Here is a 16,280-nt window from a genome sequence, read left to right on the forward strand (position 1 = left end):
ATGTGAAAGTAGGACATTGCCAGGCTCCAAATTGTAGAAAGCCCGACTAGAAATAGTCGGGCTTTTTTACGTCTGTAGAAAAGTGAAATGTGGGTGAATAATGTACACAAGTCTCCCGCGTAGGTTGGGCGAGCGTAGCGACACCCGACACTCAAATCATAAAAACATCACCACTAGCCAATGAATGTGGTGCATTTGCACTGTGATTTGCCACCGCTGTGGGCACCACGACATTGCCAGGCTCCAAATCGAGAAAGCCCGATTGAAAATATTCGGGCTTTTTTACGTCTGCAGAAAAGTAAAACTTAAGCTGGAAAGTACTAGGGATAATCTCGATATTGCATATTCTCTCCAGCTTTGATCACCCAATTGCATTAACTTTGATCGCTTATTCTCATTAAGCTTAGATCACTAAAATCACTTGTAAATGATCACTTTTATGCTCTTAATGATTTTGCTGATCAAAGCTTAATACCACTCGTAACCGAGTTCACGTTTTATCATTTTTGTAGGTGTGTTAAACCGTTATCTGAATCGTTTGATGAGGATAACAACAATGACAACAAGACCTATATCTATGAGTAAATTACATTCCATTTTACGGCTGAAGTACTCAGCACAATTATCCCATCGAGAGATTGCCAGAAGTTTAAATATTTCACCTGGTACTGTGGCTAATTACCTTAAAAAGGCCAATGAGTTAGGCTTAAATCAATGGCCAATACCAGAGGATAAACAGCAAAATACATTTTTCAACACCAAACTCAAGCGCTTCTCAACGCGTAAAAAAAGACACCCAACGCCTGACTGGTTAAATATCAATAAAGACTTAAAACAACATAAACACCTAACATTACAGCTCGTATTTGATGAGTTACTTGAAAAAGTGGGTGAGCCTTATTACAGCTACAGTCACTTCTGCCGAGCTTATAAACAATGGTTAGGTACCCAGCGACTCTCAATGCGTCAGCAGCATAAAGGGGGTGAAAAGCTGTTTGTGGATTATTGTGGCCCCACAATTACCATTACTTGTCCGACGACACAAGAAAAGCGCACTGCTCAGATATTCGTTGCTGTGCTAGGTGCATCAAATTATACCTATGCTGAAGCAACGTCTAGTCAGCAACTTGAAGATTGGGTAATGAGTCATGCGCGTTGCTTTGAATTTTTAGGCGGCGTTCCTGACGTTGTTATTCCCGATAATCTCAGAAGTGCTGTCAGTAAAACCTGTCGCTACGAGCCTGATTTAAATCCGACGTACCACCAGTTAGCCGAGTACTTTAACGTTGCTGTCATTCCGGCTAGACCTTATAAACCCAAAGACAAATCGAAGGCTGAAGTCGGCGTACAAATTGTTGAGCGTTGGATCATGGCACGCTTACGTAACCAAACCTTCCACAGCTTAGCGCAACTCAATCATGAAATAGCAAAGCTACTGGATATGATGAACAATAAGGTGATGAAGCAATATCAACAATCACGCAAACAGCTATTTGATATGGTGGATAAAAACGCATTAAAGCCATTGCCTGAAAAGCCCTATCAATATACACAAATCAAAACAGTACGTGTGCATATTGATTACCATGTTGAAATAGAAAAACATTACTACAGCGTGCCTTATCTGTGGGTTAAAAACAATTACGCGCACACATATCCAATCAACTCGTGCAGCTTTATTATGACGGCACTTTAATAGCACAGCATCCTCGCTCAAAGCGTTTAGGCGGACATACGACACAGACACATCATATGCCAAAGGCGCATCAAAAACAGCATGAGCAGTCACCGATAAATTTACGCTCATGGGCATTGAGTATCGGTGATTATACTCATCAAGTCGTTGAATTATTGCTTAATAGCAAACGTCATCCAGAGCAAGCTTATCGCACCTGTTTAGGGGTGTTAAGTTTAGCTAAAACGTATTCAAAGGAACGCCTCGAGCGAGCATGTTACCGAGCAATTTGCATGAATACGACCACACCCAGATCTATTAAGCAAATGCTGCAAAAAGGGTTAGACCAACAACCATTACCCACACTCCAAACAGAGCCAGAAAAGCCAATTACACACAGCAACATACGTGGCACAGACTACTACCATTAAGGAATGCAAACATGATAGAAACAATTAATCAGCAACTTCAATTGCTCAAGTTATCGGGTATAAAGCAAGCACTCAAGCAGCAGCTTGAACAGCCAAACCTATATCAAGAACAAAGCTTTATAGAGCGAGTCAGTTTATTGCTAACGCATGAAATTGATACGCGTGACCAAAGAAAAATAGAGCGACTGGTGCGACAAGCAAAATTCCGCGTACCGGGTCAGTTAAATCAACTCATTTACTCGCCGAAGCGCAATCTAGATAAAGCACAAATACGCAGCCTCAGCCAAAGCACCTGGCTGAGTTTACATCAGAATATATTAATTACAGGCGCCACAGGCTGTGGTAAAACCTACCTCGCGTGTGCCTTGGGTCACGAGCACTGTTTACAAGGAAAAAGTGTCTTCTATATTCGATTAAAAGAATTACTTGAAAGTCTATTTCTAGCACAGGCCGATGGCAGTTATCGAAAATTATTGGGTAAACTCATTAAATACGACTTACTTATTTTAGACGATTGGGGGCTAGAGCCACTCAGTGCTCAGCAACGAAGCGACTTACTTGAATTAATCGATGCTAGATATGGTTATAAATCACACATCATCATTAGTCAGTTACCACAGGAAAATTGGCACCAAATGATCGGCGAATCAACGCACGCTGATGCTATTTTAGATAGGCTGATTCATGGTGCAATTAAGTTGAATTTAAAAGGAGAATCGATACGAAAACAGTTAAATGAATTGACTGATGATGATCAGTTAAGTTAATTTAAAAATGGCTCTACAAAATGATAAATCAAGCGATCAAAGCTGATGAGAATCGGTGATCAAAGTCATGAGAATACGCACTCGATATTGTGAAAGAGCGCAGTTTTAAGCTAGTGCGTAGTTGGATTTATTACCAAGCCATCTACTTATAAGTGCATCTACTTGTTTTGGGTGCTGTATTAGCATTTGCTGCGCTATTGGCCTGACTTGATTTAAAGTGTGTTTGTCGCGGGTTAGATCGGCAATTTTAAATTCAGCTAAACCGGTTTGTTTAGTGCCGAGCACTTCACCAGGGCCGCGGATCTCTAAGTCTCGCTCAGCTATAACAAAACCATCGTTACTATCTCTTAACACGCCCAGACGCTTTTGTGCTGTATGTGAGAGAGGTGCATGGTATAAAAGTACACAATGCGAAGCGGTAGCTCCACGCCCTACTCGACCACGTAGTTGGTGTAATTGTGCTAAACCTAAACGCTCAGGGTTTTCTATAATAATCAAACTGGCATTAGGTACATCCACTCCTACTTCAATGACTGTGGTTGCGACTAAAACATGAATATTACCAGCTTTAAACTCACTCATAATGGCTTGTTTTTCTGCAGCTTTCATCCGTCCATGTATAAGGCTTACGTTTAGCTCTGGTAAGGCTTCTTTTAATTGCTGCGCGCTATCTTCGGCGGCTTGGCATTGCAGCACTTCTGATTCATCAATGAGCGTGCATACCCAATAAACTTGCCTGCCTTGCTCATGGCAGGCTAATTTAACGCGCTTGATAATATCGCCTCGACGAGTGTCTGGTAATGCCACTGTTGTTATGGGTGTTCGACCCGGTGGTAATTCATCTATTACAGAGGTCTCTAAATCGGCGTAAGCGGTCATTGCAAGTGTGCGAGGTATAGGTGTTGCAGTCATGACTAGTTGATGTGGGTAACAGTCGCCAAAGCGGCCTTTTTCACGCAGTGATAATCGTTGATGAACACCAAAACGATGTTGTTCATCGATAATAATAAGCACGAGATTATGAAATTTCACCTCGTCTTGAAATAACGCATGGGTGCCGACGATCATTTGCGCCTCACCGGAGGCTATTTTTTCAAGTGTAGCTACACGTTCTCTACCTTTAGTTTTACCTCCAAGCCAGGCAACTGTAATACCTAATTGGTTAAACCAGTTATTAAAGTTAATCCCATGCTGCTCGGAGAGAATTTCGGTAGGAGCCATTAAAGCTGCCTGAAAACCTTGTGCTATAGCAGTCAATGCACTTAATGCTGCTACTAATGTTTTACCTGAGCCAACATCGCCTTGTACTAAACGCATCATAGGGTAAGGCTGTTGTAAATCACCTTTAATTTCGGTGACTACACGACTTTGTGCATTGGTTGGATCAAAAGGGAGTTGCGCTAAAAATTGGCTTTCTAATGCGTTGTTAGGATTTAAGCTGACAGCTTTAACTTGTTGCCCTTGTTGGCGTATTTTTAACAAGCTGAGATTTTGCGCTAGTAGCTCTTCAAAAACGAGCCGCTGCTGAGCCGGATGAGTACCTTGTTCAAGTGCAATTACGTCTATGTCGTTAGGCGGGCGATGTAATAATAGTAAGGCATCACTTAGCCCTAAATTAGAAGGTTGCCATTGCGCTGGAAGCAACTCCTCTACTGAATATTTTTGCAATAGATTAATAGCTTGATCGCTAAGTGCTCTAATTGATAATTGCTTTAAACCTTCAGTGGTTGAGTAAACCGGAGTAAGCGTTGTAGCCGTAGGCTGCTCATTGGGTGTGTCGCTTATGCTATATTCCGGATGACTCATTTCAAAGCCTACACGGCCACGGCGAACTTCACCAAAACAACGTATTATTTTTCCTGCACTGAGGGCATTTTTTTGTGCCGCGGTAAAATTAAAAAATCGTAGTGTAAGTCTGCCGGTGCCATCGTTTATTTGGCAAACTAGCATGCGCCTTTTACCAAAGGTGATCTGGCTTGTTTCAATTGTTGCTTCTACGCTTACATGGCTGTGTAATGAAAGCTCGTTTATAGTATAAAGCCGGGTGCGGTCTTCATAGCGAAGAGGTAAATGAAACAGCATGTCTTGTACTGTAGAAATACCTAGCTTTAGCAATCGCTCGGCCATTTTAGGGCCAACGCCTTTGAGTTCTGTAATTGGGTATTGGCTTAAGCTAGGTTTAGACAAGGTGGGCTCAAATCTTATTATTTGTAAGTGAGTTAAGTGTACTTATAGTGCGACGTGGCATCAAGCATGTTTTAAAGCTTGCCAAAACTGTTCATCAGCCACTATTTCACCGTGCTCATCGAGTGGTGGGTAGGGAAGCTTTTTTAGCTTACATTGCCGAGCAATAATAGGGTGACACCCTTCAAAATAAATGGGATGTTTAATTTCATCACTCAGCATATTGCGATTATAAAGCCCTGCAAGTTCGCGCTGACGTTGAGCTTCAAAGAGTATTAATGCAGCTGCAACGGATACATTAAGTGATTGCACCATCCCTTGCATGGGTATAATAATGTTTTGATCAGCGTGTTTTAAAGCTTGCTCTGAGATCCCTGTTTTTTCTTGGCCGACAATAATGGCGGTTGGCTTAGTATAGTCTATTTCTCTAAAATCAACGGCATCGGTTGATAAGTGAGTCGCGAGTATTTGTATATCGGGATTACGAGCACGCATAGCCGTTGTCGCATCGTCAATATTTTTATGTAAATGTGTTTCCAGCCAGTTTTTACTACCACCAGAGGTATTATTAGTAAGCCATTTTTGATTTTCTGGCCATACGGCATGCACGTGATGACAACCTACGGCGTCTGCACTTCTTACGATAGCGGAAAGGTTATGGTGTTTATGCACGTCCTCTAAACACACTGTTAGGTCAGTTTGTCGGCGCGAAAGTACGTCTGCGATTCTTTGATAGCGAGTTTGCTGCATGATTATCCTCTTTTTCAGTAATTATACGAGATTTTTAGTGTTAAGGCATTACTGTGCGGCTAATTGGGTTTTGTAGCGATATAAGAGTTTCCGTTGATTGAATAGCTTCAATTGCTTGTATTTTATTTATCAGTACATCTTGCAGATGATCGATTGAGCGAGTCATTACTTTGATAAAAATACTGTAGTTACCAGTGGTGTAATAAGCTTCAACAACTTCCTCTAGTGCTTCGAGTTTAATTAAGGTTTGCGGATAGTCGCGTGCACTATTTAAATTAATCCCAATAAAACAGCACACGTCATAGCCCAACTGCTTGGTGCTGATAGTTAACTGAGTTCCTGTGATGATCCCCGCTTGCTTCATTTTTTCAATACGAACATGAATTGTGCCGGCACTCACATTAAAACGTTTTGCTAATTCTGCGTAGGGTGTGCGTGCATTGGCCATTAATGCATGCAGAATCTGTTTATCGAGATTATCGATTTGATAATTTTCCATTACCTTTACACTCTTTGATTGTTGAATCTTAATGTTTTATAGCATTTAATTGATGCTTTTAATATGTTAAAGCTATTTTTATTGTGGGTTATTGAATTAAATAATTAAATTGTTACGATAACCATATTGAAGCGTTATTTAAGACGCAATTAGTTACGAAAGTACAATAACTGGGAATGAGGCCAATTATTATGAGTTCACTTTATGTGCAGCAGCAGCAGCAAATAAGTCAAGTTAAGCATTTTTTTTCACAGCAACTAGAGCAGCAATTAGGATTAATAGAAGTACAAGCTCCTATACTTGCTCGAGTGGGCGATGGCACTCAAGACAACTTAAGTGGCCATGAAAATGCGGTAGCTGTAAATATAAAAGCTATTCCAGATAGCCGTTACGAAGTAGTGCACTCACTTGCAAAGTGGAAACGTAAAACATTAGGAGATCATAGCTTTTCTCATGGTGAAGGCATTTATACACAAATGAAGGCGTTACGCCCAGATGAAGACTCGTTGAGTCCTATTCACTCAGTATATGTTGATCAATGGGATTGGGAAAAGGTGATCTGCCAAGATAGCGAGCGCACACTAACGATACTTAAACAAACAGTTGAAGCAATCTATACCGGTATTAAAAAAACGGAACAATTTGTTAGCGATAAATTTGGTATTACGCCATTTTTGCCAAGCAGTATTACATTTGTACATAGCGAAGAGCTGCGAGAAATGTACCCAGATTTTAGTGCTAAGCAACGAGAAAAAGCGATTGCACAAGAGTACGGGGCGGTATTTTTAATTGGCATTGGTGGTAAATTGAGTGATGGTAAAATTCATGATGTAAGAGCACCAGACTACGATGACTGGTCAACGCCAACCTGTGACAAATACGCAGGATTAAATGGTGATATTTTAGTGTGGAACCCATTATTAGAAGACGCATTTGAGCTATCTTCTATGGGGATCCGCGTTAGTCCAGATGTGTTGCAAAAACAATTAAGTATGACGAGTGACGAAGACCGTTTAGAGTTTGATTGGCATAAGGCATTAATACAAAATAAATTTCCGCAAACAATTGGTGGTGGTATTGGTCAATCTCGTCTTGTTATGTTGTTATTACAAAAACCACATATTGGCCAAGTACAAGTGAGTGCATGGCCGCAACAAACTCATGCTGCATTTGATGGCTTGTTATAAATAATAAGGCCAATTAGCATAACTGCTTGGGCAATTTAACAAATTTAAATAGCCCCTTAGTTAAGTAGGTTGATTTAATGAGTGCTTCAAAAGCACTCATTTTTAATGCGTTTTAAATTCTACCTCAATTTTATTATTTTGTAGCTTTACACTACACGGAGGATAAGTTCGCGTTGTTTTGAGTACTTTATCAAAAATATGTATCACTACACCTGAATGTAAAACACTGTTAACTGCTAAATTGGCATTATTCAATAAATCATGTAAATTATTTTCTAGGTTTGATAAGCGCTTTTCTAACTGCTCGGCTTGTTGGCAGTAATGCTGTTGAGTCGCGCCAATTTTCCCAATAAGCATATTCTTTTTTTCTATATCCTTAAGTAAATCGGCTTTTTCTAATGCGGCTTGTAAGGTATCAAGTTGTTTATCGGTATTTGCTAAGTCTTGAAAGCAATTATCGGTATCAGCAGTGATTTCGGCCCCCGATGCAGCTAAGTTAATGACCATTTTTGCCCCCGATTCATTGCCTATTTCCCCAGCAATAAGGGTTGTTGCATTTAGCACTTCTCCGCCAAACAGTCTACCCTTGGGGAGCTCTGCTTGACCAACTTGTAGTAGATTAACAGCCTTTATTGAGCAGTGACTTGCTTGGCGTTCAATGAGTATATTAGTTGCTTCAAGGTAGCTATATTGTGCATGTGAAATATAGATGTCACCTTTGCAGTTGAGCGTGCAAGAGAGTGATTTATCTTCAGGTTTATAATGGCCAATAATCCCTTGTTTTACGGTAATGTTACCATCGGCTGTTAACTGTGCAGACTCAACAGTACCAAAAATAGTAATATCGCCTTTAGCCTTTACTCGCATACCTGGCTCAATGTTGCCACTAACAATAACGCTGCCATTAAAATCAATATGACCACTTTTTACTGTAACTTCCGATATGGTAAAAATATCATCAACACGCATGCCATTATTTATTTCAACCGGTACACCAGCAATAGTAGAGACAAGTTCAAGTGGGTTAGATTTTGATATTTCAGTGCCTTCACCAGAAACTAAAGAAAGTATCTCGCCTGATTTAGCTGGGAGTAAGTCGCCAAGTACATTAAACCCTTCTTTACCTGGCGTGGCTGGTTGCTGGCGAATAAGTCTTTCGCCAGGATGTACACTGGCTAATTTACCAAAGTCGCGCATATCAACACTGCCATCATCTTTTAGTTTTGGCGCTTTTAGGCGATCTTTAAGTGTTTTTACTAAAGTATTAAATTTAGTATCTTGGCCATCAATAGGTAATCTGCCTTTAGCTAAAATACCTTTAGTTGAGCTTCCTGCAGGCATTTCAAATTGTTTTTGTAGGAGTTGCTCTAAAAAAGCTTGTTTATAACCTCTTGCTACCCGCGCTTTTACCAGCTGTATTTTTGCATCATCTAAACTAAGAACATTACCGCCTTGAGCCAAGGTTAATTCGCCAATAGCGAGCATTTTGTCATCACTAATAGTCACGCTTAATGTTGCATCGTGCTTAGTTGCTACTACCAAAATAGGCTCAGGGTTTTTACTTTTAAAAAAGTTATTAATAGAGTCATAATCTATTTTACAATCACAAAAATTCGACTCTTCCAGTGCTTTAATAATAAAAGCGGCTGAAGGGGGTGAGTGCTTACCGATATCAAGTAATACATTTCCGTTATGAGCAAGCTTAAACACGGGTTAATCCTTTTTATTATCAAAGCTAAGTTTGTTAATAGAGTGCTAGAAATTTACTTTTGAGTCAAGAATTAGGGGTAATAATGCGCAGGAAGTAGCAGAATAAGAGCTACAGCTTTGGCTATAGCTCTTAGAGTAAGTTAGTTAGTGGAAGGTAACTCCATAATTCCATCAATTTCAACTTGTACATTTTTAGGTAAAGCTCTTACACCAATAGCTGCACGGGCAGGGTATGGTTTTTTAAAGTATTGGCTCATTACTTCGTTAACTATTGCAAAGTTAGATAAGTCGGTAAGGTAAATATTCACTTTTACTAAGTCTTGAATTTGACCACCTGCTTCTTCACATACCGCAGCAATATTTTTAAATACTTGGTGTGTTTGCTGCGCAAAGTCTTCTGATATGACTTCCATCGTCTCAGGTACTAAGGGTATTTGACCAGATAAATAAACAGCAGTGCCTACTTTAACTGCTTGGCTATAAGTGCCAATTGCAGCAGGTGCTTTGTCGGTAGAGATAAATGCTTTATTCATGTGTTTCCTATTTTACTTTTTACGATAGACTTTTTGCACATCAGGCATCACACGAATGCGACGCATAATATTAGCAACATGGATACGGTTTTTAACGGTAATCCCTAAATCTATCACGTATAAATTACTTTCTTTTTCATCGGTGGCAATTTCTACAATATTAGCTTGTGTTGTCGCAACCACATTAGTTAACTTAGCGAGTGCACCTTGGTGGTTAATAATTTCAACACGTAAAGCCGCAATATATTCTTTTTCAGGGTTGTCATCCCATTTAACCACTAAGTATTTAGAGCGATCATTTTCCCACCCACGAATGTTTTTACATTCTTGGCGATGAACTGTTAGTCCTTTACCTTGGCTGATGTGTGCAGTAATAGCATCACCAGGAACAGGGCGGCAGCATTTAGAATAGTTAACTAGCATGCCTTCAGTACCAATAATGGTTGCTTTGGCGTGCTTGGCAATATTGGCTACATCACCATCCTCGTTTTGCAATAAACGTTTTGCAATTAGCATACTCATTAAATTGCCAGAACCAATCTCAACTAATAACGCTTGTACTGTAGTGAGCTCATGCTCTTTAAGTACTCTGTCGATATTTTCTTGGGCAATACTGTCGAGCTTACTTTCACCCAATGCAGAATCGAGTAAACGTCGGCCTAAAAGGAGTGCTTCTTCGTGATGCTGGCTTTTAAGGTAATTACGAACCCCTAAGCGCGCTTTACCTGTAACAATAAAGTTTAGCCAAGTTGCATTAGGGTGAGCGCCAGAGCTGGTAATTATTTCTATCGTTTGCCCTGTATCAATTGGTTTACTCAACGGGTAAGGTTTGCGATTAACACGTGCGCCAACACAAGTGTGGCCCACGTCAGTATGCACCGCATAAGCAAAATCAACCGCTGTTGCGCCCATAGGCAGCTCAATAATACGACCATCAGGTGTAAATACGTAAATTTCTTCAGGGAATAATTCAGTTTTTACATTTTCAACAAACTCAAACGACGAGCCAGCGCTTTGCTGTAACTCTAACAGGCTTTGCATCCATTGGCGTGCACGTTGCTGTGCAGTACTTCCAGCGCCACCATCATTTGCTTTTTTATACATCCAATGTGCAGCGACCCCTTTATCTGCCATATGATCCATATCATGGGTACGGATCTGAATTTCAACCGGAATCCCATGCGGACCCACCAAAGAGGTATGTAAAGACTGGTAGCCATTTGTTTTTGGCACGGCAATATAATCTTTAAAGCGTGTTTCAATTGGTTTATATAAATTATGCGCTACGCCTAAAACGCGATAACAGATATCCATAGATTCAACCGCGATTCTAAACGCATAAATATCCATTACTTCATTAAATAGCAGCTCTTTATTAAGCATTTTTTTATAAATGCTATAAATATGCTTTTCGCGGCCAGACACAGTTGCCTTTATTCCTGATTGCTCAAGACGCATTTCTATTTCGTTTTGAATGTTAGAAATAACTTCCTTGCGATTACCTCGTGCTTTAGCTACTTCAGATTTAAGTGCACGATGACGCATCGGATATAAAGCCTGAAAACCTAAGTCTTCTAGCTCATTTTTAATATCATGAATACCTAAACGATTGGCTATTGGCGCATAAATTTCTAATGTTTCGCGGGCAATACGGCGGCGCTTATCAGGGCGTAGTGAGCCTAATGTGCGCATATTGTGCGTACGATCGGCAAGCTTGATTAAAATAACCCGAATATCTTGGGTCATTGCCATAATCATTTTGCGGTAATTCTCAGCTTGGAATTCTTTTTTATCTTTAAAGCTAAGTTTATCGAGCTTACTTACCCCTTCAACTAATTCAGCAACAGTATCACCAAAAATTTCAGCTAAGTCTTGCTGGCTAAAATTAGTATCTTCAATAACATCATGCATCAACGCAGCCATAAGTGTTTCATGGTCAAGATGCATACTTGCAAGAATTTGGCTTACTTCAACAGGATGAGTTATGTAGGGCTCGCCACTTGAACGAGTTTGTCCTTCATGGGCCTCTCGGGCTACCACATAGGCTTTTTGCACCAGCTCAACGTCGGCGGCTGGCAAGTATTCTGAGATTTTCTTTTTAAGACCTTCAAAAAGATACATTCACACTCCAATGTTCTTGTGAAGCAAATAGGAAACGGTAAGTTAAGAATATACGATGAAAAGACAGGATTGCCAACGGCTAGTGAAGAAATACTGCGCCGTTGGCTAAAATCAGACCGGGAGGTCGATTATTGGTTGCCACCAACAATAGCAGCAACAGCAGCTAATTCAGCTGCTTCTTGATGTTGTTGCTCTTCACGATCAATAACGTCCATTGATGAGCTATCTACCAAACCTAATTCAATTTCACGTAAAGCAATTACCGTAGGCTTATCGTTTTCAGGGTCTACTAGTGGTCTTTTACCACCAACAGCAATTTGACGGGCACGACGGGCCGCAACTAAAATTAAGTCAAAACGATTACCAATTGCATCTACTGCATCTTCAACTGTTACGCGGGCCATCTCAGCACTCCAAAATAATTTAAAAGCAAAGGCGTAGTTTACTGCAAGCAGCCTGTTTCGCCAATAGCCAGTGGTTAATTTTTATCTGTTTTACTTGCTTAATAGCAATATAAGCAAAGCTTACATTATTTAAGTAAGCTATTTAGTAAACTTTGATGACGAACGCTTTGCATTTTTAATGTTAAACGCTGCGCCATAACAATTGTTTCTATGTCGGTTAGTGCAGTATCAAAGTCATCATTAACAATTACAAAGTCGTATTCGTTGTAATGTGACGTTTCAGATTGCGCTTGTGCCATACGCCCAGCAATAATTTCTTGCGAGTCTTGGCCACGGTTATTCAAGCGTTGCTCTAGTTCTGCTTTTGAAGGCGGTAAAATAAAAATAGTTTGTACACTAGGCATAATTTTACGCACTTGCTGCGCGCCCTGCCAATCAATATCTAAAAACACGTCAATACCAGCATCTAGTTGCGACTCAATAGCTTGTTTTGATGTGCCATAGTAGTTATCAAACACTTGCGCCCATTCAAAAAAGTCCTCTTTAGCTATAAGTACTTTAAATTCATCGGTTGATACAAAATGGTAATGTACACCATTTTCTTCACCAGGTCGTTTAGCGCGAGTCGTGTGTGATACAGATACCTTCATATCCGCATGCTTTTTCAATAACGCATTTATTAAGCTTGATTTACCCGCTCCCGATGGTGCCGATAAAATAAATAAGTTTCCGCGAGTTTGAGCCATGTTTTTCTCTATCTAAAATAAATAGGCTTGAGTTATAAATAACTCAAGCCTTTAATAACACTATTGCACTTTAATTAACTCTTAGTGCTCAATTTTAAGGCTTGAACATTAAAGCATTACTCAATATTTTGAATTTGCTCACGCATTTGCTCAATCAGCACTTTTAGCTCTACAGCGGCAGTAGTAATGTCACTATTGATAGACTTAGATGCTAATGTGTTTGCTTCGCGGTTAAACTCTTGCATCATAAAGTCTAAACGACGACCACATGCCCCGCCTTTTGTAAGAATTTTTTTGGTTTCTTTAACATGCGACTTTAAGCGATCTAATTCTTCAGCCACATCTTGTTTTTGGGCTAAATAAATAAGCTCTTGTTCAAGGCGTGATTCGTCAATATTAGCCGTTAAATCTTCGAGTTTTTGCGCTAACTTTTCGCGCTGCCATTTGGCAATTTCAGGCATGTGCGTTTCTACAATAGCTACTTGCTCTAAAATAGCTTCAAGGCGAGTAGCTATCATTTCTTGTAGGTTTTCACCTTCATCACCACGTGCAGATTTAAAATCTTCTACTACTTGGTCAAAGCCTGCAATAAGTGCAGTATTTACACTATCCATATCAAGCTCTTGTGCTTCCATAACACCAGGCCAGCGTAGTATATCAACTGGGTTAATGTCACCATCACTGTGTTGTTGTACCCACTTAGCACTATTTATTAGCTGCTCTGCAAGTGCTTCATTAATTGACAGCTCGCCAACATGCGCAGGGTTTGCTACAAACTTTAAGAAAACTTCAACTTTACCGCGTTGTAAATGTTTACGTAAGCGCTCACGAATTACTGGCTCCATGCCACGAAATTGCTCTGGTGCACGAATAAATGTTTCAAGGTAGCGCTGGTTCACTGAACGAACTTCCCAAGTGCCGGTGCCCCAATCGCCTTTTATTTCGCGACGCGCGTAAGCAGTCATACTGTGGATCATGGATAGTTTCCTAAAATTAATAAATACAATATTACAATGATTATACCGTAACACTGCTTAAGCTCTAGGGAAAATTTAATAGACTGAATATTTTACAATCAGCATGGCATCTACACCGACATGCACTTATAATGTCGCAAATTCTGAATTAAGGGGATCGTCAATGCGTCCAAGCGAAAGAACAGCTAACCAAATTAGACCTGTTACATTTACACGTAATTATACTTTGCATGCAGAAGGCTCAGTACTTGTTGAGTTTGGTAATACTAAGGTGCTTTGTACTGCCACAGTTGAATCGGGTGTACCTCGTTTTATGAAAGGCCAAGGTAAAGGTTGGATCAATGCAGAATACGGTATGTTACCGCGTGCAACGCACACACGTAATGCCCGTGAAGCGGCGCGTGGAAAACAAGGCGGTCGTACTATGGAAATTCAACGCTTAATTGCGCGTGCACTTCGTGCTGCTGTTGATTTAAAAGCGCTTGGCGAAAACACTATTACTATTGATTGCGATGTTATTCAAGCTGATGGCGGAACACGTACCGCATCTATTAGTGGTGCCTGTGTTGCATTAGTTGACGCACTTACGCATATGCGTGCTAAAGGGATGATCAATTCAAACCCACTTAAATACATGATTGCAGCAATTTCGGTAGGCATCTATAAAGGCCAAGCCATTAGTGATCTAGAGTACATAGAAGATTCAGCAGCAGAAACCGATATGAACGTCATTCTGACCGAAACCGGCAAAATTATCGAAATTCAAGGAACTGCCGAAGGTGAACCGTTTTCGTTCGACGAACTCGATGAGTTACTTACATTAGCTAAGCACTCTATTCGTGAAATTATCGACGTACAAAAGCAAGCATTAGCATAACGCAAAGGATCACTGTATATGAAAGATTATCAAATAGAGTTTATTGAGTTCGCTTTAGAAAAGCAGGTATTAAAGTTTGGTGAATTTACTTTAAAGTCAGGCCGCACTAGCCCGTACTTTTTTAATGCTGGTTTATTTAATACAGGACGAGATTTAGCGCGTTTAGGCCGTTTTTATGCTGCAGCATTAGAAGATGCCGCCATTGAGTACGATGTATTATTTGGCCCTGCTTATAAAGGTATTCCTATTGCAACGACAACCGCAGTTGCTCTAGCAGATCATTACAATAAAGATGTACCTTATTGTTTTAATCGTAAAGAGAAAAAAGCACACGGTGAGGGTGGCACATTAGTAGGCTCTGAACTTAAAGGTAAAATCATGCTAGTGGATGATGTGATCACCGCCGGCACTGCTATTCGTGAGTCGATGGAAATTATCGCAGAGAATGGCGCAGATCTAAGTGGTGTATTGATCGCCCTTGATCGCCAAGAAAAAGGTAAAGCCGAGTTATCAGCTATTCAAGAAGTTGAACGAGACTTTAATACCAAAGTCATCTCTATTGTAAAACTAGCAGATCTAATTAGTTACCTTGAAAGCCAAGGGACTATGGATCAGCATTTAGCCTCAGTTAAAGCTTACCGCGACCAATACGGTGTAGCGTAAATAAAAGCCTCGCAATGCGGGGCTTTATTTTGACCTTCATTTATAGAGTTTATTAATGAAAGATGTATTAAAACCAAATGGCCTCGGTCTCAAGCGTGTTTTTAAAGCAAGCTATTGTTCGTACCTTGGCTTTAAAGCCGCGTTTAAAGAAGAAGTCGCATTTAGACAAGAGCTACTCCTATGCATTATTTTGTTACCACTATCATTTTGGTTAGCTTCGTCATTACTTCATTGGGCACTACTTGTTAGTACGCTACTGATTATGCTTATAGTCGAATTATTAAACTCCGCAATTGAAGCCCTAACCGATCGGGTAAGCACAGAGCGGCATGTATTATCAGGTAGAGCCAAAGATATGGGATCTGCTGCAGTAACACTTGCATTGTCGATCGTCGTGATCATCTGGGGCATTAGCCTTTATATAAAGATCGTTTAACCCTACTTTTAAATATGAGAAGGTATAAAAATATCTTTAGTTGTTAATAGCTTGCTAGTTATGTTGTATTTTTAACGTGTTTAGCTCAAATACTCAGCGAACAGCAGTTTATTTCAAGTTTTCTTTAAAAAACAGTTGATCTGTTTTCGGATCTCCCTATAATGCGACCCCACTGAGACGGGAAACGTCAACGCCTAGCGAGACGCGAACTACTCAGAGAGTTAAATAAAACTTCGGTTTTAAATTGTCGAAAGAAAGTTTAAAACAAAGTATTGACTCGAAAAATAAAGGATGTATTATACGCATCCCTTGAGACGCTA

14 protein-coding genes and 1 pseudogene are annotated in these 16,280 nt (G+C 40.1%); 6 read left to right on the plus strand and 9 right to left on the minus strand.

All coding sequences use genetic code 11. The features are described 5' to 3' along the window. Positions 1 to 556 precede the first annotated feature (556 nt). Positions 557 to 2,106: pseudogene (gene istA / locus H5058_RS17105) on the plus strand (IS21 family transposase). A gap of 11 nt (positions 2,107 to 2,117) precedes the next feature. Continuing rightward, the gene (gene istB, locus H5058_RS17110) at positions 2,118 to 2,873 is read left to right on the plus strand and encodes an IS21-like element helper ATPase IstB (protein WP_076923272.1); all 756 of its coding nucleotides are present in this window, start codon (positions 2,118 to 2,120) and stop codon (positions 2,871 to 2,873) included. 105 nt (positions 2,874 to 2,978) lie between these two features. Here istB and recG read toward each other — a convergent pair whose 3' ends face one another. Genes recG through asnC form a run of 3 tightly spaced genes read right to left on the minus strand, consistent with a single transcriptional unit; the run spans position 2,979 to position 6,306 of the window. After that, a complete protein-coding gene (gene recG, locus H5058_RS17115; RefSeq protein ID WP_182679188.1) occupies positions 2,979 to 5,060 on the minus strand; it encodes an ATP-dependent DNA helicase RecG in 2,082 nt (693 codons plus the stop codon). A 60-nt stretch (positions 5,061 to 5,120) separates the two neighbouring features. Further along, positions 5,121 to 5,807 (minus strand): tRNA (guanosine(18)-2'-O)-methyltransferase TrmH, encoded by a 687-nt coding sequence (gene trmH / locus H5058_RS17120; RefSeq protein ID WP_182679190.1) that lies wholly within the window; start codon positions 5,805 to 5,807, stop codon positions 5,121 to 5,123. A gap of 40 nt (positions 5,808 to 5,847) precedes the next feature. Beyond that, complete coding sequence (gene asnC / locus H5058_RS17125; protein ID WP_011329434.1) at positions 5,848 to 6,306, minus strand: transcriptional regulator AsnC; 459 nt, start codon at positions 6,304 to 6,306, stop codon at positions 5,848 to 5,850. Positions 6,307 to 6,497: 191 nt separating this feature from the next. On the opposite strand from asnC, the gene asnA reads away from it, so the two are divergent. Further along, a complete protein-coding gene (asnA, locus tag H5058_RS17130) occupies positions 6,498 to 7,493 on the plus strand; it encodes an aspartate--ammonia ligase (protein WP_182679192.1) in 996 nt (331 codons plus the stop codon). Positions 7,494 to 7,595: 102 nt separating this feature from the next. On the opposite strand, the gene H5058_RS17135 is transcribed toward asnA, so the two are convergent. The 6 genes from H5058_RS17135 to H5058_RS17160 all read right to left on the minus strand — a co-directional run bounded on the left by H5058_RS17135 (position 7,596) and on the right by H5058_RS17160 (position 13,984). Beyond that, a complete protein-coding gene (locus H5058_RS17135; RefSeq protein ID WP_182679194.1) occupies positions 7,596 to 9,203 on the minus strand; it encodes a DUF342 domain-containing protein in 1,608 nt (535 codons plus the stop codon). A 140-nt stretch (positions 9,204 to 9,343) separates the two neighbouring features. Beyond that, entirely contained in the window at positions 9,344 to 9,736 is a 393-nt protein-coding gene (locus H5058_RS17140; RefSeq protein ID WP_011329431.1) for a RidA family protein, read from the minus strand. 12 nt (positions 9,737 to 9,748) lie between these two features. Then, positions 9,749 to 11,857: a bifunctional GTP diphosphokinase/guanosine-3',5'-bis pyrophosphate 3'-pyrophosphohydrolase gene (spoT, locus tag H5058_RS17145; RefSeq protein ID WP_182679196.1), complete on the minus strand. Its 2,109-nt coding sequence runs from the start codon at positions 11,855 to 11,857 to the stop codon at positions 9,749 to 9,751. Between the two features lie 128 nt (positions 11,858 to 11,985). Continuing rightward, positions 11,986 to 12,261 carry a DNA-directed RNA polymerase subunit omega gene (rpoZ, locus tag H5058_RS17150; RefSeq protein ID WP_011329429.1) on the minus strand — a complete coding sequence of 92 codons (276 nt, stop codon included), beginning with the start codon at positions 12,259 to 12,261 and terminating at the stop codon, positions 11,986 to 11,988. Positions 12,262 to 12,386: 125 nt separating this feature from the next. Further along, the gene (gene gmk, locus H5058_RS17155; protein ID WP_086996270.1) at positions 12,387 to 13,007 is read right to left on the minus strand and encodes a guanylate kinase; all 621 of its coding nucleotides are present in this window, start codon (positions 13,005 to 13,007) and stop codon (positions 12,387 to 12,389) included. 116 nt (positions 13,008 to 13,123) lie between these two features. Then, a complete protein-coding gene (locus tag H5058_RS17160; RefSeq protein WP_011329427.1) occupies positions 13,124 to 13,984 on the minus strand; it encodes a YicC/YloC family endoribonuclease in 861 nt (286 codons plus the stop codon). Positions 13,985 to 14,147: 163 nt separating this feature from the next. Here H5058_RS17160 and rph point away from each other — a divergent pair, with 163 nt between their 5' ends. The 3 genes from rph to H5058_RS17175 are packed head-to-tail and all read left to right on the plus strand — an operon-like array spanning position 14,148 to position 15,960. Next, the gene (gene rph / locus H5058_RS17165) at positions 14,148 to 14,861 is read left to right on the plus strand and encodes a ribonuclease PH (protein ID WP_011329426.1); all 714 of its coding nucleotides are present in this window, start codon (positions 14,148 to 14,150) and stop codon (positions 14,859 to 14,861) included. Between the two features lie 18 nt (positions 14,862 to 14,879). Further along, the gene (pyrE, locus tag H5058_RS17170; RefSeq protein ID WP_011329425.1) at positions 14,880 to 15,524 is read left to right on the plus strand and encodes an orotate phosphoribosyltransferase; all 645 of its coding nucleotides are present in this window, start codon (positions 14,880 to 14,882) and stop codon (positions 15,522 to 15,524) included. 55 nt (positions 15,525 to 15,579) lie between these two features. Next, positions 15,580 to 15,960: a diacylglycerol kinase gene (locus tag H5058_RS17175; RefSeq protein ID WP_011329424.1), complete on the plus strand. Its 381-nt coding sequence runs from the start codon at positions 15,580 to 15,582 to the stop codon at positions 15,958 to 15,960. Positions 15,961 to 16,280: the final 320 nt, after the last annotated feature.

The organism is Pseudoalteromonas sp. SR45-4 (assembly GCF_014163535.1).
GTDB lineage: Bacteria > Pseudomonadota > Gammaproteobacteria > Enterobacterales > Alteromonadaceae > Pseudoalteromonas > Pseudoalteromonas nigrifaciens.

What these genes read in the sequence shown, in the direction of transcription:
- istB (WP_076923272.1), top strand. Translation starts at nt 2,118, where the DNA reads ATGATAGAAACAATTAATCAGCAACTTCAATTGCTCAAGTTATCGGGT.
- trmH (WP_182679190.1), bottom strand. Translation starts at nt 5,807, where the DNA reads ATGCAGCAAACTCGCTATCAAAGAATCGCAGACGTACTTTCGCGCCGA.
- asnC (WP_011329434.1), bottom strand. Translation starts at nt 6,306, where the DNA reads ATGGAAAATTATCAAATCGATAATCTCGATAAACAGATTCTGCATGCA.
- asnA (WP_182679192.1), top strand. Translation starts at nt 6,498, where the DNA reads ATGAGTTCACTTTATGTGCAGCAGCAGCAGCAAATAAGTCAAGTTAAG.
- H5058_RS17140 (WP_011329431.1), bottom strand. Translation starts at nt 9,736, where the DNA reads ATGAATAAAGCATTTATCTCTACCGACAAAGCACCTGCTGCAATTGGC.
- spoT (WP_182679196.1), bottom strand. Translation starts at nt 11,857, where the DNA reads ATGTATCTTTTTGAAGGTCTTAAAAAGAAAATCTCAGAATACTTGCCA.
- rpoZ (WP_011329429.1), bottom strand. Translation starts at nt 12,261, where the DNA reads ATGGCCCGCGTAACAGTTGAAGATGCAGTAGATGCAATTGGTAATCGT.
- gmk (WP_086996270.1), bottom strand. Translation starts at nt 13,007, where the DNA reads ATGGCTCAAACTCGCGGAAACTTATTTATTTTATCGGCACCATCGGGA.
- H5058_RS17160 (WP_011329427.1), bottom strand. Translation starts at nt 13,984, where the DNA reads ATGATCCACAGTATGACTGCTTACGCGCGTCGCGAAATAAAAGGCGAT.
- rph (WP_011329426.1), top strand. Translation starts at nt 14,148, where the DNA reads ATGCGTCCAAGCGAAAGAACAGCTAACCAAATTAGACCTGTTACATTT.
- pyrE (WP_011329425.1), top strand. Translation starts at nt 14,880, where the DNA reads ATGAAAGATTATCAAATAGAGTTTATTGAGTTCGCTTTAGAAAAGCAG.
- H5058_RS17175 (WP_011329424.1), top strand. Translation starts at nt 15,580, where the DNA reads ATGAAAGATGTATTAAAACCAAATGGCCTCGGTCTCAAGCGTGTTTTT.